This is a genomic window from Pseudonocardia charpentierae (genome assembly GCF_031845345.1).
GTDB lineage: Bacteria > Actinomycetota > Actinomycetes > Mycobacteriales > Pseudonocardiaceae > Pseudonocardia > Pseudonocardia charpentierae.
In genome coordinates, this window is sequence record NZ_JAVREJ010000014.1 from 104729 (window position 1) to 126692 (window position 21964).

The window sequence follows — 21964 nt, forward strand, 5'->3', positions numbered from 1 at the left end:
TGCCGGTTGCGGCAGCCACAGACCGTCCTGGCAGCGACAGCGGAGGCGGACATGGTCGGTGCCGACCCGGGGGGTGTGGCCGCCGGAGACGCGCAGTTGCCCGTTCCCCGCCGCCGCGGGCTGCTCGGGCGCCGGGCCGCGTCGGGTGCGGGTGAGTCGATGGACGCCCTGGCCACCGGGATCGAGATCGCGACGGCGCTGCGCGACGGACTCGCCGCACCGGCCGCTGCGGGCGCGACACGGCGCCTGCGCGGGCTGCTCGACGCGGACGCCGTCGGCCTGATCGGCCTCGACGGTGCGCGCACCTGGAGCGGCCACGAGGTCGCCGCCGACGCACTCGTCGACGACGTGCTCCGGACGGACCGCCGGGCTGCGTACGGCGACGTCACCGCCCTGCCGCTGCGGGTCCGCGACGAGCCCGCCGGCGTGCTCGTCGTCGCCGGCGCGGTTCCCGACGCAGCTGTCCGGAAGGCCGCTGACTTCGTCTCCGACGCCCTGCACCGCGGCCGTCTGGAGTCGTCGGCCGACGCCGCGGAGCAGGCCGAGCTGCGGGCACTGCGGGCCGAGATCTCGCCGCACTTCGTCTACAACGCGCTCACCACGATCGCGTCGTTCGTGCGCTCCGACGCCACCCGCGCCCGTGAGCTGCTGCTCGACTTCGCCCTCTACATCCGGCACAACCTCGCCCGTCACGGCGAGTACACGACGCTGGCGGGCGAGTTCCGCGCGGTGGAGGCCTACCTCGCGCTCGCCCGCGCGGTGCTGGGCGAGCGGCTGCGGGTGCAGGTGCGCATCGCCCCGGAGGTGCTGCCGGTCGCGATCCCGTTCCTCGCGCTGCAGCCGCTGGTGGAGAACGCCGTGCAGCACGGCGTCGAGCACCGGGAGGGCGGCGGATCGGTGCAGGTCAGCGGCGAGGCGCAGGGCGAGGACTGCGTCATCGCCGTCGAGGACGACGGGCCGGGGATGTCACCCGAGCGGGCCGAGGACGTGCTGGCCGGTCGAGGGACCGGGGCGAGCCTCGGCCTGCTGAACGTCGACCGGCGGCTGCGCGCGGTGTTCGGCGCCGGCTACGGCCTCGTGATCGAGACCGCGCCGGGCGCGGGTACCCGGGTCGTCGTGCGGGTGCCGCGATTCCATCCGGGTGTGGTGGCGACATGACCGCAGCCGCGACCGCCGGGCTGCGCGTGCTGGTCGTCGACGACGTGGCGCCCGCTCTCGACGAGATGTGCCAGCTGCTGCGCGAGGCCCCCGGGGTGACCTCGGTCGAGGCGGCGGCCGACGCGCTCACGGCCCTGCGGATGATCCCCACGACGACCCCGGACGCAGTGTTCCTCGACATCTCGATGCCCGGCATGGACGGGCTGGAGCTGGCCGGGCTGCTGGGGCGGATGACGGACCCGCCCGCGATCGTGTTCGTCACGGCGTTCGAGCAGCACGCGGTGTCGGCATACGGCGTGGGAGCGGTCGACTACCTGCTCAAGCCAGTCTCGGCCGAGCGGCTGGGCGCCGCACTGGGGCGCGTCCACCGGGTCCGCAACGCCGGGGCGGCCCCGGCGCAGGCCGTCGACGAGCTGGCGGCCGTGCCGGTCGAACTCGGCGGACGCACCCGCTTCGTGCGCCGCGCGGACGTCCGCTTCGCCGAGGCGCAGGGCGACTACGTCCGCCTGCACACCCGCAACGGCAGTCACCTGGTCCGCATCCCGATCTCCCGGCTGGAGGAGCACTGGCGTGGCGTCGGCTACGTCCGCGTGCACCGCAGCTACCTGCTCTCGGTGCACGCGGTGCAGGAGCTGCGCAGCGACGTCAGCGGCGGGCTGTTGGCGCACACGGACGTCGGCGACGTCCCGGTCAGCCGCCGGCACGCCCGGGAGCTGCGCGACCGGCTGCTCGACGCCGCCACGCGCGGCGAGTTCGACTCCGGGGCCCGCCGGGACGGTCGATGAACCGGAGGTTGCGGTGACGGGCCGGCCCGGGGGGAAGCAGCCGCGCCGGGTCGCGGTGACCAGCCCGCAGACCCGCGTCGCGCTCGGCGGGCGGCGCGGTCCGCCCGTCCGTGCTCCGCGGTTGACACCGGACGAGCTGGCGCGGGCCGAGCGGGTCCGCGCGGTGCAGCTGCGCCGGGCGGTGACAGCCCTGCTCGCCGGCGGGGCCTTCCTGGTGGGCCTGCCGCTGCTGCTGCAGCTCGTCCCCGCGCTCGACGACGTGCGGCTGTTCGATGTGCCGGTCTCCTGGCTGGCGGTCGCCGTACTGCCGTGGCCGGTGCTCACCGCGCTGGCCTGGTGGCAGCTGCGCCGGGCCGAACGGGCCGAGGCGGAGGAGGACCGCCCGTGATCGCACTCGCGGTCGTGCCCGTGGTGCTGGCCACGCTCCTCATCGGCGCCCGGGGGGTGGCGGCGATGCGCACGACGTCGGACTTCCTCGTCGCCTCCCGCCGCATCTCCCCCGCCTTCAACGCCGCGGCCGTGTCCGGGGAGTACCTGTCGGCCGCGTCGTTCTTGGGCATCGCCGGCCTGGTCGTCAAGGGCGGGGTCGGGGCGCTCTGGTACCCGGTCGGGTTCACCGCCGGCTACCTGCTGATGCTGACGCTGGTGGCCGCGCCCATGCGGCGTACCGGCGCGCTGACCGTCCCCGACTTCGCCGAGGCCCGGCTCGCCTCCCCCGTGCTGCGCAAGCTGTGCGCCCTGGTGGTGCTCGTGATCGGCTACCTGTACCTGGTGCCGCAGTTCACGGCGGCCGGCCAGGTGCTGACGCTGGTCGGCGGCGTGCCCTACTGGGTGGGTGTGGTGGTGGCCGGGGTCGTGGTGAGCGTGACGCTGGCCCTGGGCGGCATGCGGGCGGCGACCTACGTCCAGGCGTTCCAGTTCGCGCTCAAGCTGGTGCTCTTCGCGGTTCCGGCGCTGTGGCTGCTGCTCGCGGTGGGCCCGGAGGTCCGCCACCAGGCCGTGCACCCGGTGGAGTTCACCCGGTTCACCGCACCGACCGCCGTCGATTTCACCCTCGACACCCGCTTCGAGCTGACGGAGCCGGTGACGGTCCGGATCGACGGCGGCGGTGCCGTGCCGCTCGAGCCGGGACCGCATACAGCGGAAGGCGGAGCACGCTGGGAGTTCCCGGCCGGTGCGGCCGTGCCGCGGATCGACGGCGCGGCCGTACCCGGCAGCGCGACCTGGCAACGCCCGCTGCTCGACGCCGGGTCGGCCGGGCACCCGCTGCTGGGGACGTGGTCGGTGCTGATGGCGACGGCGCTGGGCACGATGGGGCTGCCGCATGTGCTGGTCCGCTTCCACACCAGCCCGGATGGCCGCGCCGCCCGGCGCACCGCCGCGATCACCGTCGCGCTGCTCGGCGCGTTCTACCTGTTCCCGGCGGTGTACGGGCTGCTGGGCGCGGTGCTGCTCCCGCAGCTGTACCTCTCCGGTGCCACCGACACGGTCGTCGTCGCGCTTCCTTTGCGGGTCGACCCGGGCTGGCCGGGCGACCTGTTCACCGCGCTGCTCACCGCGGGCGCCTTCGCGGCGTTCCTGGCGACGTCGCTGGGGATGCTGCTCGCGGTCTCGGGGGCGGTCTCGCACGACCTGGTCCCCGCCGGCCTGCGCCGGCTCCGGCTGACGCCGCTCGCCGCCGCGGCCGTCGCCGTGCTGCTCGCGCTACCGGGAGCGCGCCTCGACGTCGGGGCGCTGGTCACCTCCGCGTTCGCGGTCGCCGCGTCGACGTTCTGCCCGCTGCTCGTGCTCGGGATCTGGTGGCGACGGCTGACGGCGCGCGGGGCGCTGGTGGGGATGGTCGTCGGGTTGGTGAGCTCGGCAGGCGTGATGGCCGCCGGGCTGGTTGCCGGCCTGGAGCCCGGGATCCCGGCGCTCCTGCTGGCCCAGCCTGCGCTGTGGTCGGTGCCGTTGGCGTTCGTCACGATGATCGCGGTCTCGCTGCGCGGCAACCCGCCCTCGGGAGCGGCGTCGGCGATGCTGCGGCTGCACCTCGACGAGTCGGCGCCGGCGGCTCCGCGGCCCTGACGCGGCTCTAGGTTGCGGACGGCCGGGGCGGGCGGAGGGCCCGCACCGCTGCCGGGTCACACGGCTGCACGACGATGTTCGGCGCGATCCGGTAGGGCCGCGCCAGCAGGATGCCGCCGAGCCGACGGCGCAGCCGCGACACCTCGGCGCGCACCGTCACCGCGTGCCGGTCGTCGCCGAACACCGCCGAACTCAGCGCGAAGGCGTCCATACCCGCCGGTCCTGCCCGCATGAGCAGCGCGAGCAGCTCGGCGTGCCGCGGGGTCAGCGGGTGCCGCCAGACCGCGCTGCCCTCGACGACGGCGTGCGGCGGGCGGGAACGCAGGTCCAGCCGCAACCGCGTCGGGACGGCGCCGAACTCGTCGCGGCGCAACAGCCAGCCGCCGGGCACCGGCTCCGGCACGCAGCTGCCGATGCCGGGCACCATGCACCGCTCGCCCTGGACGGGCACGGCGACCCGGGCCGTCCCGATCGCCCCGCTGACCGCCGCCACCCAGCCGTCGTGGTCGACGACGGCCGCGGGGCCGCCGACCCGGCGCAGGATCGGGGCGGCGGTCACCCGGAGCGCTTCCAAGCCGGCCTCGCGCTGCCGCCACAGGTCCGCCTCGGCGAGCCGCACCGCAGTGCCGACCAGCGCCACCGCCGCGGGGTGCACGGTCGCCGCAGGCCCGGAGATGTCGACGATCCCGAGCAGGGCCCCGGTCCGCGGGTCGTGCACCGGAGCGGCGGTGCACGTCCACGAGTGCAGGCTGCGCTGGTAGTGCTCGGCGGAGAACAGCTGCACAGCGGCCCGCTCGACCATCGCGGTGCCGATCGCGTTCGTCCCGACCGCGGTCTCGGTCCAGGTCGCTCCCTCGGTGAAGCCGAGCACGTCCGCCCGGCGCCGGACGCCGTTGCACCCGTCGCGCCACAGCACCACGCCGTCCGCGTCGGTGACGACCATGATGTGCTGCGCCTCGTCCGCGACCGCCGCGAGGCTCGCCCGCAGACCGGGCAGCACGCCGTGCAGCGGACTGGCCCGGCGGCGCCGCTCGACGTCGTCCACCCCGACCGGGTCGCCCGCCGATGCCCGGTCCGGGTCGTGCCCGTCGGCCTGCATCCGCGTCCAGGAACGGGCCACGACGCCACGCGGGGCGGCGGGCAGCGTGTGCCCGGTCAGCATCGCCTCGTGGGTGCGGTGCAGCAGGTGGGCGTGGCTGCGCAGGTCGGTGCCCCGGCGCACCGCCCAGACCCCGTCGTCCACGTCCTCATCCTGCGCCCGCAACATCATCCTGACCAGCGTCGACCGGTGCTACGAGGTGCGGGCCAGCCAGTCCGTGATGCGCTTATTGATCTCCTCGGGGCGCTCGACGAGCATGAAGTGCCCGACACCCTCGATCAGCTCGGCGTCCGAGTCCGTTCCGGCGTAGCCCTTGACCCGCTCGACCTGCTCCTTCGTCACGCCGTGGCAACCGTCGTTGGTGCCGTGCAGGTAGAGCACCGGCTGGGGCGCGCTGCCGCCCCACGCCGACTCTTGCTCGGCGGCCCACTCAGGCGAGCCGAAGCGCGTCGGGTCGAACTGGCCCCAGTAGTACCCGAGGGCGGCGCGCAGGTGGTCGGGATCGCGCAGCGCCTCGCGGATGTGGACCATGTCGTCGTCGGCCCGGTAGCCCGGCGACCAGTCGCCCCAGATGTCCTGGATGAACTGGAAGTCGTCCTGCCGGATGCGGTCCTCGATCACCCGCTGCATCTGGAAATACCAGAAATAAAAGCTCTTCTTGATCTGGCTGTAGGTGCCGAGGTTCTCGCCGAAGATGTCGAACGGCGGGATGTTGATGATGACGGCCCGGCCCCACAGCTCCGGTGCGCGACCCAGTGCGCCCCACGCCCCGACCGCACCCCAGTCGTGGGCCACGAGCAGCGCGTCGGAATCCCCGCCCAGCGCCCGTGCCAGCGCGATCTGGTCGGCGACCATCACGCTGGTGTGGACGTTGTAGCGCAACGGAGGCAGCTCGGTGGGGGCGAACCCGCGGACGAACGGGGCGACGGCGTGGAAGCCGGCCCGCGCGAGCTCGGGCAGCAGGTACCGGTAGGTGAACGGAGAGTCCGGGAATCCGTGCATGCACAGCGCGAGCGGACCCTCGCCGGCCTCCAGGTACTCGAAGGTGATGCCGTTGGCCGCTACCCGGCCGCGTCCGAGCTCGGACATCTCGACCTCCTCGTCGTGGTCGTTCGTCACGACGGAGGGTGGTGCGCGTCCGGCCCGGTTCGCCACCGTTGCACGAACCTTGCAATGACGTCCGAGACCCGCGCGTGACCCACATCACCGTTCGTCGGGAACTTCGACCGTTCGTCGGCCGTTTGTCGATTCCCTCGGCGGCGCGGCCCGCACGACTTCCTCGACGACCGGTTTCGGCCTTTCCTTGTCCACCGGGAGCCCGCGAGGGCGCCGTGACGTGCGAGGAGGCACCGTGACTGCGACCGAACGACCGTCACCCCCCGATCCGTCGGGGTCAGAGGAGCGGGACTGGGAGGAGATCTCCTCCCGACCCGAGTTCCAGATCCTGCGCCACCGGCTGCGCAGCTTCGTGTTCCCGATGACGGGGCTGTTCCTCGGCTGGTACCTGCTCTACGTGCTGCTGGCCAGCTACGCGCCGGCCTTCATGGCCATCAAGCTCTTCGGCAACATCAACGTCGGGCTCGTGTTCGGGTTGCTGCAGTTCGTGTCGACGTTCCTGATCACGTTCCTCTACGTCCGCTTCGCGGACCGGAAACTGGACCCGTTGGCCTTCCAGCTGCGTGACGACATCGAGCACGGCCGCCGCACCGAAGGAACCGAAGGAGACGCCAAGTGATGCCGCTCGCCCAAGGGGTTGCGGGCAGCAACCCGATCCTCAACCTGGCGATCTTCGGGCTGTTCGTCGTGGTCACGCTCGCCATCGTGATCCGCGTCAGCAAGCGCGCCTCCAGCGGCGCGTCCGACTTCTACACCGCGGGCGGCGGCTTCTCCGGCCCGCAGAACGGCGTGGCGATCTCGGGCGACTACCTCTCGGCCGCGTCGTTCCTCGGCATCGCCGGCGCCATCGCGATCAACGGCTACGACGGCTTCCTCTACTCCGTCGGGTTCCTCGTCGCGTGGCTGGTGGCGCTGCTGCTGGTGGCCGAACTGCTGCGCAACACCGGCAAGTACACGATGGGCGACGTGCTGGCGTTCCGGATGCGGCAGCGCCCGGTCCGCGCGGCGGCCGCCACGTCCACGCTCGCTGTCTCGTTCTTCTACCTGCTGGCCCAGATGGCGGGCGCCGGCGGCCTCGTCGCGCTGCTGCTCAACATCACCAGCAAGACCGGCCAGGGCGTCGTCATCGCGATCGTCGGCGCCGTGATGATCGCCTACGTGCTCATCGGCGGCATGCGTGGCACGACCTGGGTACAGATCATCAAGGCGGTGCTGCTCATCGCCGGCGCCGGGATCATGACGGTCTGGGTGCTCGCCAAGTTCGGCTTCAACCTCTCGTCGGTGATGGGCGCCGCTGTCGACCGCGCCGGCCAGGGCGGTGAGAAGCTGCTGTCGCCAGGCGCGCAGTACGGCAAGAACGGCACGACCCGGCTCGACTTCATCTCCCTGGGCCTCGCGCTGGTGCTGGGCACCGCAGGCCTGCCGCACATTCTCATGCGCTTCTACACGGTGCCCACGGCCAAGGAGGCCCGCCGCTCGGTGGTCTGGGCGATCTCCCTGATCGGCCTGTTCTACCTGTTCACGCTGACCCTCGGGTACGGCGCGGGCGCGCTGGTCGGCCCGGATGCGATCAAGAAGGCTCCGGGCGGTGCCAACTCGGCCGCTCCGCTGCTGGCCTACGAGCTCGGCGGCACCATCCTGCTCGGCATCATCGCCGCGGTCGCCTTCGCGACGATCCTCGCGGTGGTGGCCGGCCTGACGATCACCGCGTCGGCGTCGTTCGCCCACGACATCTACATCAACGTGATCAAGCACGGCAAGGTGCAGGACGAGCAGCACACCGAGGTCAAGATCGCCCGGCGCACGGCCATCGTCATCGGCATCGTCGCCATCCTCGGCGGCATCCTGGCGAACGGTCAGAACATCGCCTTCCTGGTGGCGCTGGCCTTCGCGGTGGCGGCCTCGGCGAACCTGCCGACGATCCTGTACTCGCTGTTCTGGAAGCGGTTCAACACCATGGGCGCGCTGTGCAGCATCTACGGCGGCCTCGGGATCACCCTGATCCTGATCATCTTCTCGCCGGTGGTGTCCGGGAAGCCGGTCGACCCGGCGACGGGCCGCAGCACGTCGATGATCCAGGGCGTCGACTTCCACTGGTTCCCGCTCGACAACCCGGGCCTGGTCTCCATCCCGCTGTCGTTCCTGCTCGGCTACCTGGGCACCGTGCTCAGCAAGGAGCGGCCGAACGCGAAGAAGGTCGCCGAGATGGAGGTCAAGTCGCTGACCGGCGCGGACGCGGCCAAGGCGCTCGTGCACTGACACGTCCACTCCCCCTCACCGGGGCAGCTCGGCGTCCGGACACCCGCTGTCGTCTTACGTGAACAGACAGGCGGACGCCGAACTGCCCCGTTCTGGCCCCGCTCGACATCGAGCGGGGCCAGATGTCTGTCATGACGTGGTCAGCCGGCCACCGGGACCGCGGCGAGCAACGCGCGCAGGCCGTCAGCGTCGAGCAGGTCGACGGGGCGCAGCGTCACGCCGTGGCGGACGTAGTGGAACGCCGCCCGCACGCGCTCCGGCGGGCATCCCGCCAGTGCGGCCCAGGCGATCCGGTACGCGGCGAGCTGCACGTTCAGCGTCGCCCGGCGTGCGGGATCGGGCAGCGCGCCGGTCTTCCAGTCGACGACCGTCCAGCCCCCGTCGGCCTCGGCGTACACCGCGTCCATCCGCCCGCGCACGGAGATCCCGTCGATCACGGTCTCGAACGGCACCTCCACCTCGTACGGCTCGCGTTCCGCCCACCGCGACGCCAGGAACGCCTCCTGCAGTTCCTCCAGCAGGTCGTCCGACGCGGCGCCCTCGTCCGCGGCGCCGGGCAGCTCGTCGACGTCGAGCAGCTGAGCGGCACCGAACCGCTGCTCGAGCCAGGCGTGGAAGGCCGTGCCGCGGCGGGCGTGCGGGTTCGGCGGCAGCGGGAGCGGGCGACGCAGCCGCGCGGCCAGGGCGCCCTGGTCGGTCGCCAGCTCGACGAGCCTGCTGACCGACAGGTGCGCGGGCAGCGCGACGACCGGGCGTACTCCCGCGGCGGCGCGCTCGGCGAGGAGCACGTCGACGTCGGAGGCCCAGCCGTCCGGGTCGGCCGGGTCGTCGGGCACCTCCGGGTCGTCGGGCACCTCCGGGTCGTCGGGCTCGGCCGGGTGCTCAGGCTCGGCCGGCTGCTCGGGCTCGGCCGGCTGCTCGGGCTCGGCCGCTGCCTGCTCCTGCAGCGCCGCGCGCACCAGCTCGGCCCCGCCGTGCACGGCGGCGGACCGCGCACCCAGCGGGTCGACCGGCCACTCGGCCGTGACGGTCTCCGCGGTGGCCGGGTTGTGCACGCCGAACTCGGGCTCCTCCGCCCAGTGCTCGACACGACCCACCCCGGTCGCCTCCACCGTGTCGCGGACCTCCTGCAGGAACGCCGACGGCAGCCGCGGCCGGTCGCCGGTCGGGCCCCACCGGTGCCCGGACACGAGCAGCACCCGTTCCGCCCGGGTCAGCGCCACGTAGAACAGCCGCCGCTCCTCCACCAGCCGCCGCTCGTCCAGGGCATCGTCGTGGGCCGTCAGGGCGGCCTCCACGACCTTCCGGTCCGCGCCCGGAGGCGGCGCCTCGAACCCCGGAAGGTCCGCGGCGTCGCCGCGCAGCGGGACGGGCAGCGCGGCGGGATCGGTCAGCCAGCTCCCGCTGATCTTGCGTCCGGGGAACACCTGCCCCACGAGGTGCGGCACGGCGACGATCTCCCACTCGAGGCCCTTCGCGGCGTGCACCGTGAGCACCTGCACGCGGTCCGGCGCCACCTCGACCTCGCCGGGCGCGAACCCGTCTTCCGCCCGCTCCGCGGTGTCGAGGTAGTCGAGCAGGGCGGGCAGCGTGGAGACCTCCGCGCCCGCGGTGAAGTCGGCGACGACGTCCGCGAAGGCGTCGAGGTGGGCCCGGCCGACCGGTCCGGGACGGGCGGCCGTCTCCGCGTCGAGCAGGAGAAGACGCTCGGTGTCGGCGACCAGGTCCGTCAGGGGCACCGACGCCCGCGCCCGCAGGCGGCGCAGCTCGCCGGCGAGCCGGCGGACCCGCGCGAAGCCCGCCGGGGAGTAGCGCCCGGGCTCCCCCGGATCGTCCAGCGCGTCGACGAGGCCGGCCTGCTCGGCGTGCTCCCCGGGCAGCGCGCCGAGTGCCAGCTCCGCGGCGCTCGACGACGCGGCGTAGGTGGACGGCCCCGGAGCCAGCTCGCGGGCGCGCGCCCACAGCGCTGCGAGGTCCGCCACGCCCAGCCGCCACCGCGGACCGGTGAGGAGGCGCACCGCAGCCGGTCCGGCCAGCGGATCCGCGACGAGGCGCAGGGCGCTGACCAGGTCGCGCACCTCGGGGGTGTCGAGCAGCCCACCCAGGCCCACCACCTCCACGGGCAGGTCGCGGGCCCGCAGCGCCGCCGCGATCGCGTCCATGTCGGCCCGGCGGCGCACGAGGACCGCCGACGTGGGTGACTCCTTGCCGAAGTCCGCCGCGGCGCGCCACCGCGCTGCGACGGCGTCGGCCATCCAGTCGAGCTCCGCGGCGACGTCCGACATCAGGGCGACCCGGACGTCGCCCTCCGCCGTGCCCGGCCCCGCGGCCAGCTCGCCGACGCCGACGGCGCCGGGGGCCGCGCGCAGCGGCGCGGACGCGGCGTTCGCCAGCACCAGCACCTCCCGCGGGTTGCGGAAGCTGGTGAGCAGGCCGTACTCGTCGGCGGGCGCCCCGTCCGGGCGCGGGAAGTCGGTGCGGAACCGGGCGAGATTGCCGGCGCTCGCACCGCGCCAGCCGTAGATGGACTGGCACGGGTCGCCGACGGCGGTCACCGCCGGCGCGTCGCGCCCGGCCGGTGCACCCGGTGCGGCGCCGAACAGGGCGCGCAGCAGAACCCGCTGCGCGTAGCCGGTGTCCTGGTACTCGTCGAGCAGCACGGCCCGGTAGGTCGCCCGCTCCTGCACTCCGACCTCGGGGTGCTCCGCCGCCACCCGGGCGGCGATGGCGAGCTGGTCGCCGAAGTCGAGCGCACGCTCGGCGCGCTTGCGTGCGGCAAAGGCCTCCACCAGCGGGACGAGCGCGTGCCGCATCCGCTGGGCCTCGAGCCACCGCCGGTAGCGCTGCGACGGCTCCGCACGCTGCCGTGGCCCGGGCGGTGCCTGGTCGAGCAGCGCGGCGAGCGCCCCGGCGTGCGCCCGGACCGCACCGGGCTCGACGAGGTGCTCACCGAGCTCGCCCGCCAGGGCGAGGACGTATCCGGTGACGGTGGCGGGCACCCGGTCGACGTCCAGGTCGTCCGCCCAGCTCGAGACCACCCGGTGCGCGAGCTGCCAGGCTCCGGTGCTGCCGAGCAACCGGGCGCCGGGCTCGGCCGGCAGCCGCAGCGCGTGCTCGCCGACCAGGCGCCCGGCGTAGGCGTGGTAGGTCGCGATCGTCGGCTCGCCGGCCAGCACCGCCGCGCGTCGCTCGCCCGTGGGGTCGAGGTCGTCGAGCAGCCGTGCCCCGGCGAGGCGACGCAGCCGGGTGCGCACCCGCACCCCGAGCTGCTGCGCGGCCTTGCGGGTGAACGTCAGCCCCAGGACCTGCTCGGGAAGCACCTGCCCTGTGGCGACCAGCCAGACCACCCGAGCGGCCATCGTCTCGGTCTTGCCCGCGCCGGCCCCCGCCACCACGAGCGCCGAGGACGCCGGCGCGGCGATCACCGCGGCCTGCTCGTCCGTGGGCCGCGGCTGGTTGAGTGCCGCGGCGAGGGCCTGGGGGGTCAGCACTGCACCGTCCTACCGCAGGGGTCCGACAGTTCCCGAACTCAGAACGGGGACGCCGGTGCGTAGACGCGCAACCAGTCGACCTGCAGGGAGAAGGCCTCCGGAGTGGTCGCGTCGGGCGCCGGGATCCAGTCCTTCTTGGGACCCTGGTCGAACTGCATCGCCAGGTGCATGGGCTTGTCCGGGATGATGTTCTTGTCCGTGACGCGGAACCGTTCCACGCCGTCGACGTAGTAGACGATGCGGTCCGGCAGCCAGTCGACGGCGAAGGTGTGCCACTGGCTGAAGTCGTCTTCGGCGTAGGAGCCGTAGACCTTGTCGCTGCCGTTCGGACCGGGAAAGTGGACGATGAAGTGCGCCCGGTCGCGGGTCTCCGACGGCACCTCCATGATGTCGATCTCCCCGTCTTCCGGGAAGCGCTCCGACTCGGGCCAGAGCAGGATCGCCGATCCGAATCCCCGGCCCAGGTCCGTCCGGGCGCGGAACTCCCAGCGGCCGTAGGTCCGGTCCAACTTGTGGGCCACGCCGCCGGAGACGTTCCCGCGCGCGGTGATGTTCAGCGCGCCGTTGGACACGCTGATAGCCGAGGAGCGGCGCAGACCGTTGCCGAACGCGCCGACGCTGTCGTAGGTCCCGTAGGCCTTCGTGCGGAACGAGTCGAAGTCTTCGGTGGTCACGCGCTTCCACTCCGGCCCGGGATCGGTGGGGACGGCGGAACGCAACTTGTCGTCGACCGATGCCGAGGGCGGGGCGGGGATGGCGGACACCGTGCCGGGCAGCGCCGAGAACAGGTCGCCGGTGGATTTCGGCGATCCACCGCCGGCACCCTGGCTCCCGCAGGCGGCGAGCGCGAGGACCAGCGCGCCACACACGGCGGCCGCGCCGGCGCGGACTCGTCCGTCGAGCACTCCGGCCTCCCGTTCGCACCGAAGAGAGCGGGGAGCGCCCGGTGCGTGCCGTGACCGTACCGCGATCCGGATCCGATCAAGAACTCACCCCTTCGGACGCGTTTGACCGGTGGTCCGAGCCGGATCGGAGCAGCACCTATGACGCAGGGTCACCAGTTCACCCATCCGTGACCGAACGCCCCGACTCGTTCACCGGACAGCTCGCCCGAACCGGACATCGGTCGCAGTCCGGCCCCACCCGCGCGTGGAACCGTGAACCTGCCGTCTCCTCGGCGCAGGCCCGGACCAGGTGCTTCCACCGCTCCAGCTCGGCGGCGTCCAACGGAGGTTGCTCGGGCACCTTGGCCTCGCCGGACGCCGACCGGTCGGCGAGATAGACCAGCCGGGCTCCACCCGGGTCCGCCACCGCGCCGACCAGCTCGGTGAACGCACCCAGCGCGGCGGCCAGCTGGTAGACGGCGAGCTGCGGATGCTCGACCGCGGCCCGGCGGGTGGCGGCCGTGCGGCCCGTCTTCACGTCGACCACGACCGGGCGCCCGGAACCGTCGACCTCCAGCCGGTCCACGCGGCCGCGCAGCCGCAACACCGGGCGGCCCGCGATGTCGACATCGTCGGGGTCTGCCAGGTCCAGCTGCACGGGATGCTCGACCGCGACGAGCCGCAGCCCGTCGGCCCGGCTCCGGCGGACCCAGCCGTCGAACGCCGCGAGCATCGCCCGCACCCGGGCCAGCTCGCGGCGGCCGAACCAGGGCGCGCCGAGGTCGAGCCGTTGCCACGCGGCCTGCAGCGCACCCTCGAGCTCCGCGCCGTCCGCCCCCGCCGCGCCGGCCTGGACCAGCGCGTGGACGAGGGTGCCGGTCACCGCCGAGAGCGCGCCGACCTCACCGCCGCCGTGCCGCTCCATCATCCAGCGCAGCGGGCAACGGAGGATCTTCTCGACGTCCGACGGGGAGACGGGCACGACCTCGCCGGGGGCGCGGAGCGGAGCGTCCGTCGACAGCGGCGCGAGGCCGTACCAGTCGTCGGGCGCCGCACCCGGAACCCCGGCCCGCGCCAGGCGCGCCAGCTGGACGGCCGCCCGGGACCGGCGGGCCGACCGCGCCGCCCGGGCGTGCGGCTCCTCGCCGGGCTCCTCCAGGCTGCACACGGCCCTCCGCAGCTCACCGACCAGCTCCGCGAGCAGCAAGGCGCGGCCGGGCTTGTGCACGGAGCGGTCCGTGCGGTCGCGCCCGTCGTCGGGGGTGGGATCGAGCTCGTCGAGGAACCGCGACGGTTGCTCCCCGCCCGTCAGCGTCGCGCTGTCGGCCTGCACCGCACTGACCAGCAGCGTCTCCCGCGCGCGGGAGCACGCGACGTAGAACAGCCGCCGCTCCTCCGCGAGCAGGGGGGCGATGCGGGACACCGCCGCGGCGGGCTCGGCGACCCCGGCGACGACGTCGACCAGCCGCTCGTTGCCCAGCAGACTGCCGCGCAGCCGCAGGTCCGGCCAGGCGCCCTCCTGGACCCCGGGCACGGCGACGACCCGCCACTCCCGGCCGCGGGCGGCGTGCGCGGTCAGCAGCGCCACCGCTTCGGTGTCCGGAGCCCTGGCCGCGAGCGTGTCGCCCGGCAGCTGCTGGTCGGCGAGGTACTCCACGAAGGCGAGCACGTCTGCCCCGGGCAGCCGGTCGGCGTGCCGCGCAGCGCTGTCGAACAGCGCGAGAACGGCGTCGAGGTCGCGGTCCGCCGCGGCCCCCACCGGGCCGCCGAGAGTGGTGGCGTCGACCCAGCGCTGTTCGAGGTTCGTGCCCTGCCAGATCCGCCAGAGCACCTGCTCGGCGCCGGCACCCTCACGGATGGCCTCGCCCGCGACGGCGAGCAGCGCTCCGACCCGGCGCAGCGGGGCGGTCTCGAACGCGGGAAGGGCGGACAGCGGGTCCGGCCGCCCGAGCGCGGCGGCGCGCAGGGCCTCGACCAGCAGGGGGTCGCTCCCGATGCGTTCGTCGTCCGCGGCCGTCGTCGACGGCACGTCGTCGGCAGCCGGGCCGTCACCGTGTGGTGCCGCGTCGCCGGCTGCGTTCTCCCGGTCCTCCCGGCCCGCCGCGTGCAGGCGCAACAACCCCCGGCGCAGGCGGCGCAGGCGCATCGGGTCCGCCGAGCCCAGCGGCGAGGTCAGCAGCGCCGTGGCGGCATCGGCGTCGAGATCGTCCGGGCGGGCCGCGTACCGCAGCACCATGAGCAGCGGCACGACCGCGGACTGGCGGGCCAGCGGCAGCTCGTCCGGCGGCACCGCGATCGGCACGCCGGCGGCCAGCAGGGCGCGGCGCAGCACGGGCAGTGTGCGCCGGGCGGAGCGCGAGAGCACGGCCATCTGCGACCAGGGCACCCCGTGCTGCAGGTGCGCGCGCCGCAACCCGTCGGCGATCCAGGCGGCCTCCTGCGCTGCCGAGCCGAACACGCAGACCTGCACCTGGCCCTCTGCCTCGTCGACGGCGTCGTCCGGGCCGACCCGCGTGCGCCCCGGCCCGGCGCCGGGCAGGCGGGCGGCGAGCCTGGCGATGGCCGACCGGATCGCGGGACGCGCACGGTGGTCGACCGTGAGCACCGCGGTGGGGGCGTCGACGGCGTCGAGACCCGCAGGGTCCGCACCGCGGAAGCCGAGCACCGCCTGGTCCGGATCGCCGGCCAGCAGCACCGTGCGGGCGGTGCGGCCCAGCACCCGCACCAGCTCCATCTGCTGCGGGTCGAGGTCCTGGGCGTCGTCGACCAGGAGGTGCCGGACCCGGGCGCGCTCGGCGGCGAGCAGCTCGGGGTCGCTGGCCAGCGCGTCCAGCGCGGCACCGACGAGCTCGGCGGCGTCCAGCGCCGGGGCCGTAGCCTGCGGCGTGCCCCGGCCCGCGGCTCCGCGGAGGAGGACCACCTGCTCGTAGGTGCGGAAGAACCGGCCGGCCGCGACCCACTCCGGCACGTCGTGCCGCTTCCCCAGCGCCTGCAGCTCGTTCGGCCCCAGGCCGCGTTCGGCCGCGCGCAGGAGCAGCTCGCGGAGCTCGGCTGCGAAGCCCGGCAAGCCGATCGCCGGCCGCAGCCGGTCCGGCCAGCCCGACCCCGGCACCGTGCCGCCCGGCCAGCCGAACAGCTCGCCGGCCAGCAGGTCGCGCACCACGGCGTCCTGCTCGGCACTGGCGAGGAGCCGGGGTGGGGGGTCGCCGTTGCGGGCGGCGTGCAGCCGCAGCACCCCGAAGGCGTACGAGTGCACGGTGCGCACCAGCGGCTCACGGGCGGTGTGCACAGCCGGGGTGTCGGCGGCCCCGTCGCGGTGCAGGAGGGTGGTCAGCCGCGCCCTCAGCTCGGCAGCCGCCCGGCGGCTGCCGACGAGCAGCAGCAGCTTGTCCGGCTCACCCCCGGAACGGATCCGTCGGACGGCCGACGCGAGCAGCAGAGTCGTCTTGCCCGTGCCGGGCCCTCCGACGACGCGCAGTGGGCCGGCCTCGTGGTCGAGGGCCCACCGGGCCGCCGCCTCCCACTCCGGCTCGGGGATCGCGACGCGCGGAGGCCGCACGAGCAGGGGCGCGCTCGCGTCGTCGACAACCTCCGGTCCGAACACGACACGATTCGACCACGTACCCCCGACAGTTCCCGGCAGCGGTGCGGGGCACGATCGCGGGATGGACGACGCGACGGTCGAACGGGTGCGCGCCCTGGTCCGGGCGATCCCACCCGGCCAGGTCCGCAGCTACGGCGAGATCGCCGACGAGGCGGGTCTCAGCTCGGCCCGCCTGGTCGGCCGGCTGCTGGCCGAAGACGGCCACGACCTGCCCTGGCACCGGGTCGTGCGGGCGAACGGCACCTTCGCCCCGCACATCGCCGCGGAGCAGGCCGCGCGGCTGCGGGTCGAGGGTGTCCTCGCCGCGGACGGCCGGGTCCCGGCCGAACTCCGCCCCCGCCGCCGCTGACCGCCGACTCGCGCCGGCGAACGTGCCGACTCGCGCCGGCGAACGTGCCGACTCGCGGGGTGCCGGACGGATCAGGGGGTGTCGGGGCGGGCCGCGGCGCGGTAGCGGGCGACGACCGTGGCGACGACGTCAGGATGCGCACCGAGCGGCGCGGACACCACGTCCGCCCCCGCCTCGCCCAGCCGGGTGTGGAAGACACCCGGCGCGAGCAGCCACGTCGCCACCGCGATTCGCTGCTCCCCGGCCGCGCGCAGGCCCGCGACCACCGCGTCGACCCGCGGCGCCGCCGTGGCGACGAATCCCACCCGGACCTTGCGCCCGACCTCCACCGCGAGCATCCGTCCCGCGACCCGGACCTCCGCCAGCGCCGCGGGATCCGACGAACCGGCGGCGGCGAGCACCACCGCGTCGCCGTACCGCCAGCCCGACTCCGCCAGCCGCTGCCGGGCGGCGTGGGCCAGCAGCGGGTCCGGCCCGATCGCCGGGGTCACGGAGAACCGCTCGAGCGCCACGCCGGAGGCGGCGAGCTGGGCAGGCAGGTCCGTGCGGACGTGGTAGCCGGACGCGAGGAACGCGGGGACGACGACCGCCCCGTCCAGGCCGGCGACGGCCTCGTCCACCTTCGGACCCCGGACGTCCACGTAGCCCAGCCGCACGTCGACGCCGGTCAGCGCGGTGCGCACAGCGGCGACGATGTCCTCGACGCACGCGTGCGCGGCGTCGTCGCGGCTGCCGTGCGCCACGAGCACCAGCGGATCGATCACACCGCCCATCCGATCACAGCCTCACAGCGCGTCGCCGTGCAGGCAGTGACCTCCCACCGGCACGGGGCCGGCCGCCGGGTCCAGCGCCAGCCGGTAGCCGCGTTTGACCACCGTCTGGACCAGCTTCGGGTTGCCCAACGCCGCCCGCAGCCGCGCGATCGCCGTCTCGACGGCGTGCTCGTCGTTGCCCTTCCCGGGCAGTGCCGCGAGCAGCTCGGACCGGGGGACGACCCGCCCGGGGCGGCGGGCGAGCGTCTGCAGGAGCGTCATCCCGTTCGGGGGCACCTCCCGCAGATTGCCGTCGACGACCACGGCGTGCCCGCGCAGCTCCAGCCAGTGCCCGGCGACCGGCAGGCTGCGCGCCCGCGCGGGCATCTCGCCCTCCAGCCGCCGCACCATCGCCCCCAGCCGGGAGCGGTGCGGCTGCACCGTCGGGACGTCCAGGGCCTCCAGGGGCGCCGCCGTGACCGGACCCACGCACAGCGCGAGCACGGTCCCGCGCAGCAGCCGCAACAGGTCGTCGCGGACGCCCCGCTCGTCGGCCCGGCGCAGGAGGCTCGCCGCGGCAGGCGCGCTGGTGAACGCGAGCACGTCCACCCCGCCTGCCAGCACGGCGTCGGTCAGCCGGTCCATCGGCCCGATGTCGGCGGGCGGTTCCCATCGGTACACCGGCACCTCGACGACCTCGGCCCCCGCCATCATCAGCGCCTCGACGACGTCCGGCAGCGGCTCGCCGTGCAACTGCACCGCGATGCGCTTGCCCTCGACCCCCTCGTCCAGCAGGTGCTCGAGCACCTCCGCGGACGACTCCGACTCCGGCGACCACGCGTCCATGAGGCCCGTGGCCCGGATCGCGCCGCGCGCCTTCGGGCCCCGGGCGATCAGCGTGCCCGAGCCCAGTGCCTCGAGAAGGTCGCTCCCGAGACCCCAACCCTCCGCGGCCTCGACCCAGCCGCGGAAGCCGATCCCGGTGGTCGCCACCGTGATGTCCGGGGGCTGGGCGACGAGCGTCTTCGTGGCCGCGAGCAGGTCGGCGTCGTCCGCGAGCGGGACGATGCGGATCGACGGCCCGTGCAGGACCACCGCGCCGCGCCGCCCGAGCATGGTGCCGAGCTCCTCCGCCCGACGTGCCGCCGTCACCCCGACCGTGAAACCCGCCAGTGCGGGAACGGCCGGTGGTGCCGACTCGGAGGAGGCAGTGGTCGTCACGGGGTTCGTCACGCTTGTCCGTTCCGCAGCCGCGGCAGGCTGCATGTGGTGGGTTCCCACCGCGTGCCACGGCCAACCGGAGGTGCCCGGGGCGCGGCACGGCGGCGACCACACCATGGTCGCCGCCGCCGGTAACCGGACCGGGTCCACGGTGTTTCCGCGGCGTGTCCGCCGCCTAGACGCGGGCGTAGGCCGCCCGGGGGTGGGAGACATCGACCGGCACGGGTCGCAGGTAGACGACGTAGGTGACCGCGATGCACGCCACGTAGAACGCGATGAACGCCCAGAACGCCGGGTCGCCCGTCTTCGCCGTGAGGAACGACTGGCGGAACGCCATGTTGATCAGCACGCCGCCGAACGCCCCGACGGCGCCGATGATCCCGATCGCGGCACCGGAGACCTTGCGGGCCCGCAACAGCTGCGTGCGCTCGTCGCCACCCCGGGCGACGGCCTGCAGCGCCTTGCCCCGGAAGATCGACGGGATCATTTTGTAGGTGGAGCCGTTGCCGACCCCGGTCAGGACGAACAGCACGATGAACCCGGCCGCGTAGACGCCCAGCGACTTCGCCGCCGAGCCAGCGAGGATGACCGCCGAGGCGACCACCATCGCGATGAAGGTGAAGAACGTCACCTTCGCCCCGCCGTACTTGTCGGCGAGCTTCCCGCCGACGGGCCGGATCAGGGACCCCAGCAGCGGGCCGATGAACGTGATCGACGCGGCCTGCAGCGGGGTGCGGCCGAACTGGTTCTGCAGGACCAGGCCGAAGGCGAAGCTGTAGCCGATGAACGAGCCGAACGTCCCGATGTAGAGGAACGCCATGATCCAGGTGTGGCTCTCGCGGATCGACTCCTGGAAGGCCCCGGTGTCGTTGCGCACCGACGAGATGTTGTCCATGTACATCGCCGACAGCACCGCGGCCACGACGATCAGCGGGATGTAGACGGCGAGGATGATCCGCGGGTGGCCGGCCCCCGCCGTCGCGATGATCAACAGCGCGATCAGCTGGATCACGGGCACGCCGATGTTGCCGCCGCCCGCATTGAGGCCCAGCGCCCAGCCCTTGTGGCGCTCGGGGAAGAACGCGTTGATGTTCGTCATCGACGACGCGAAGTTGCCGCCGCCGACGCCCGCGATCGCGGCCACGATCATGAAGGTCGTGTACGACGTGCCCGGGTGCATGACGATCGCGGCGAGGATGGTGGGGATCAGCAGCAGGGCGGCGCTGACGATCGTCCAGTTGCGCCCACCGAACTTGGCCACCGCGAAGGTGTAAGGCAGCCGCAGCACGGCTCCGACCAGCGTCGGCACCGAGACCAGGAAGAACTTGCCCGCCGCGTCGATGCCGTACTCGGGCCCCATGAACAGCACGAGGACCGACCAGAGGGTCCAGACCGAGAACCCGATGTGCTCGGAGAGGACCGAGAACAGCAGGTTGCGGTTCGCGATCTTCCGGCCGGTGCGCTGCCAGAAGCTCTCGTCCTCGGGCTCCCAGTGGTCGATCCATCGGCCGGCCACGAGGCTGCGCCGGGCCGTGCCGGTCTCCGGGGGACCTGCTGTGGCGGTCACGCGTACCCACCTCCGCGTCGGGGAACGTTTCCCATTCCGCACGACGGTAGGAACGCAGAATTACCCGGCTGTCGCCCCGTGTGACGCCCTTGTCAACGGGTGCTCACATCGGTGAGCGGTCCGGGTGCAGCGTCAGGGCAGCCGGGTGCCGACGAGGTCGGCGGCCCGCTCGAGACCCGCCAGCGTCCGGGCCGACGCCTCGGGGTGCTGGGCGTGCAGCGCGAGCCGGTAGAGCACAGCCCGCAGCAGCACCTGCGGCCAGGCGTCGAGGTGCGCCCACCGGTCCATCAGCCCCTCGTCCGCGCCGCCCCAGGCGACCGCGTCGACCACGACGACCGCGGCCGACCACTCCTTGGGGCGCCACGCGGGCACGAGCTCGATCAACGCCGGCACACCGGCGTCGTCGAAGAGCACGGCGCCGAACAGCTCGGCGTGCACCACCTGCGGCGTGAGCTCGACGGGGCGGCGGCGCCCGGCCAGCTCGTCGAAGGTCACCCCGCCCGCGCGGGGGTCCAGCTTCGGCGTCCGCTCGCCCCACGCGGCGGCCGCGGCGCGGGTCGGCAGGTCGTCGCGGTCGTCGAGCAGACGCGGACGGGCCAGCCCGCCGGTCGCGGCGTGCAGCCGCAGCGACGCCTCCACTGTGGCGTCGTAGTGCGGCACAAGGGTTCCCGGCACGAATCGGCACGCCGCCCAGCCAGCGACGACCCACCGGCCGTCCGACGACCGCACGGGACGCGCCAGCCGCAGGCCGTCGACGTGCAACCCGTCGAGCACTCCCGCCGACCAGGCCGCCAGCGCGTTGTCCGCCACCGGCCGGATGAGCACGTCGCCGCAGTGCCACGCCCGCCGGCCGGCCCACAGCACCGGTCGTGGCTCCACCTCGGACACTCCGAACGCCGTGCGCACGTGCGGCGGCAGCGCGTTCTCCGACCCGAGAGCCAGGACAGGTGCAGCGGTCACAACGGGTGACGGTACCTGTGCCGCGGCGGGGAGCGGAGTCGCCACGCGGCGGTGACGACGCCGGACCCTGCTCAGCCGCGCGCCGCCTCCGCCTTCCGCGCCTCGCGGGCGACCTGGGCCACCCGGTCGCGCAGTTCCGCCAGCACGGCCCGGTCGGTATCGGGCTGCCCCACGCCCGGCGGGGCGCCGGGAGCTGCGGCGTCCGGCGCGGCCGGCACCGCCTCAGTCGGTCGTCCGTCCGAGGTGGCGCGGGCGGGCGGCGTCTCCTCCCCGGCCTCGGCCAGGGCGTACCCACCGGCGAGGAGGCCGGCCACGGCGATCAGCACCGCGGCGTGGCGACGGCGCGGCCGGACCGGCTCGTGGCGCCGCGCGTGCGCCCGACGACCCGCCGTGCGCGCGAACGCTCCCGGCCGGGCGGTGGTGTCCGAGGACTCCACCACCGCCTCGACGGGTTCGCGCAGCCAGGGAAGCTCCGGGGCGAGCGCGGCCGGATCGCTGAGCCGCTCCACCCGGATCGCCTCCCGCCGGACCCGACGCGCCTGCGCGCGGTGGGCGGCGGTGCAGTAGCGGCGCTCCGGGCGCCCGTCGTCGGTGAAGATCCTCGTGTCGCACCCCGGCAGGGCGCACCACCGTCCGTCGTCCATGCGCGACC

The 21964-nt window shown here is 74.4% G+C and carries 17 protein-coding genes; 7 read left to right on the top strand and 10 right to left on the bottom strand.

The window, feature by feature from the left end; all coding sequences use genetic code 11:
- Positions 1-51 precede the first annotated feature (51 nt).
- From RM445_RS19650 to RM445_RS19665, 4 genes are read left to right on the top strand one after another with little or no spacing between them, the layout of a single operon-like run.
- Entirely contained in the window at positions 52-1158 is a 1107-nt protein-coding gene (locus RM445_RS19650; RefSeq protein WP_397469366.1) for a sensor histidine kinase, read from the top strand.
- A complete protein-coding gene (locus tag RM445_RS19655) occupies positions 1155-1943 on the top strand; it encodes a LytR/AlgR family response regulator transcription factor (protein WP_311558171.1) in 789 nt (262 codons plus the stop codon). The genes RM445_RS19650 and RM445_RS19655 overlap by 4 nt, the downstream gene beginning before the upstream one ends.
- A gap of 13 nt (positions 1944-1956) precedes the next feature.
- The gene (locus RM445_RS19660) at positions 1957-2331 is read left to right on the top strand and encodes a hypothetical protein (protein WP_311558172.1); all 375 of its coding nucleotides are present in this window, start codon (positions 1957-1959) and stop codon (positions 2329-2331) included.
- Positions 2328-4010 carry a sodium/solute symporter gene (locus RM445_RS19665; RefSeq protein ID WP_311558174.1) on the top strand — a complete coding sequence of 561 codons (1683 nt, stop codon included), beginning with the start codon at positions 2328-2330 and terminating at the stop codon, positions 4008-4010. Before RM445_RS19660 ends, RM445_RS19665 begins: the two co-directional genes overlap by 4 nt.
- A 7-nt stretch (positions 4011-4017) precedes the next feature.
- Here RM445_RS19665 and RM445_RS19670 read toward each other — a convergent pair whose 3' ends face one another.
- Both RM445_RS19670 and RM445_RS19675 read right to left on the bottom strand, forming a co-directional pair.
- The gene (locus tag RM445_RS19670) at positions 4018-5253 is read right to left on the bottom strand and encodes a helix-turn-helix domain-containing protein (protein ID WP_311558176.1); all 1236 of its coding nucleotides are present in this window, start codon (positions 5251-5253) and stop codon (positions 4018-4020) included.
- A gap of 48 nt (positions 5254-5301) precedes the next feature.
- Positions 5302-6228, bottom strand: coding sequence for an alpha/beta fold hydrolase (locus RM445_RS19675; protein ID WP_311558177.1), 927 nt, complete (start codon positions 6226-6228; stop codon positions 5302-5304).
- 232 nt (positions 6229-6460) lie between these two features.
- On the opposite strand from RM445_RS19675, the gene RM445_RS19680 reads away from it, so the two are divergent.
- Together RM445_RS19680 and RM445_RS19685 are read left to right on the top strand one after the other, a co-directional pair.
- A complete protein-coding gene (locus tag RM445_RS19680) occupies positions 6461-6844 on the top strand; it encodes a DUF485 domain-containing protein (protein ID WP_397469367.1) in 384 nt (127 codons plus the stop codon).
- Complete coding sequence (locus RM445_RS19685) at positions 6844-8484, top strand: solute symporter family protein (protein WP_397469368.1); 1641 nt, start codon at positions 6844-6846, stop codon at positions 8482-8484. The genes RM445_RS19680 and RM445_RS19685 overlap by 1 nt, the downstream gene beginning before the upstream one ends.
- Before the next feature lie 140 nt (positions 8485-8624).
- Here RM445_RS19685 and RM445_RS19690 read toward each other — a convergent pair whose 3' ends face one another.
- From RM445_RS19690 to RM445_RS19700, 3 genes are all read right to left on the bottom strand, one after another.
- Positions 8625-11975, bottom strand: a complete 3351-nt coding sequence (locus tag RM445_RS19690) for an ATP-dependent helicase (RefSeq protein ID WP_311558180.1) — start codon at positions 11973-11975, stop codon at positions 8625-8627.
- Between the two features lie 38 nt (positions 11976-12013).
- Positions 12014-12880, bottom strand: coding sequence for a glycoside hydrolase family 16 protein (locus tag RM445_RS19695; RefSeq protein WP_311558181.1), 867 nt, complete (start codon positions 12878-12880; stop codon positions 12014-12016).
- Between the two features lie 157 nt (positions 12881-13037).
- A complete protein-coding gene (locus RM445_RS19700; RefSeq protein ID WP_311558183.1) occupies positions 13038-16463 on the bottom strand; it encodes an ATP-dependent helicase in 3426 nt (1141 codons plus the stop codon).
- 61 nt (positions 16464-16524) lie between these two features.
- On the opposite strand from RM445_RS19700, the gene RM445_RS19705 reads away from it, so the two are divergent.
- Complete coding sequence (locus RM445_RS19705) at positions 16525-16812, top strand: MGMT family protein (protein WP_311558184.1); 288 nt, start codon at positions 16525-16527, stop codon at positions 16810-16812.
- Between the two features lie 71 nt (positions 16813-16883).
- Here RM445_RS19705 and RM445_RS19710 read toward each other — a convergent pair whose 3' ends face one another.
- The 5 genes from RM445_RS19710 to RM445_RS19730 form a co-directional block, all read right to left on the bottom strand.
- Positions 16884-17585, bottom strand: a complete 702-nt coding sequence (locus tag RM445_RS19710; RefSeq protein ID WP_311558185.1) for a sirohydrochlorin chelatase — start codon at positions 17583-17585, stop codon at positions 16884-16886.
- 12 nt (positions 17586-17597) lie between these two features.
- The gene (locus RM445_RS19715) at positions 17598-18785 is read right to left on the bottom strand and encodes a uroporphyrinogen-III synthase (RefSeq protein WP_311558186.1); all 1188 of its coding nucleotides are present in this window, start codon (positions 18783-18785) and stop codon (positions 17598-17600) included.
- 175 nt (positions 18786-18960) lie between these two features.
- Complete coding sequence (locus RM445_RS19720; protein WP_311558282.1) at positions 18961-20301, bottom strand: nitrate/nitrite transporter; 1341 nt, start codon at positions 20299-20301, stop codon at positions 18961-18963.
- A gap of 183 nt (positions 20302-20484) precedes the next feature.
- Complete coding sequence (locus tag RM445_RS19725; protein ID WP_311558188.1) at positions 20485-21312, bottom strand: TIGR02569 family protein; 828 nt, start codon at positions 21310-21312, stop codon at positions 20485-20487.
- Between the two features lie 71 nt (positions 21313-21383).
- A complete protein-coding gene (locus tag RM445_RS19730) occupies positions 21384-21956 on the bottom strand; it encodes a hypothetical protein (RefSeq protein ID WP_311558189.1) in 573 nt (190 codons plus the stop codon).
- Positions 21957-21964: the final 8 nt, after the last annotated feature.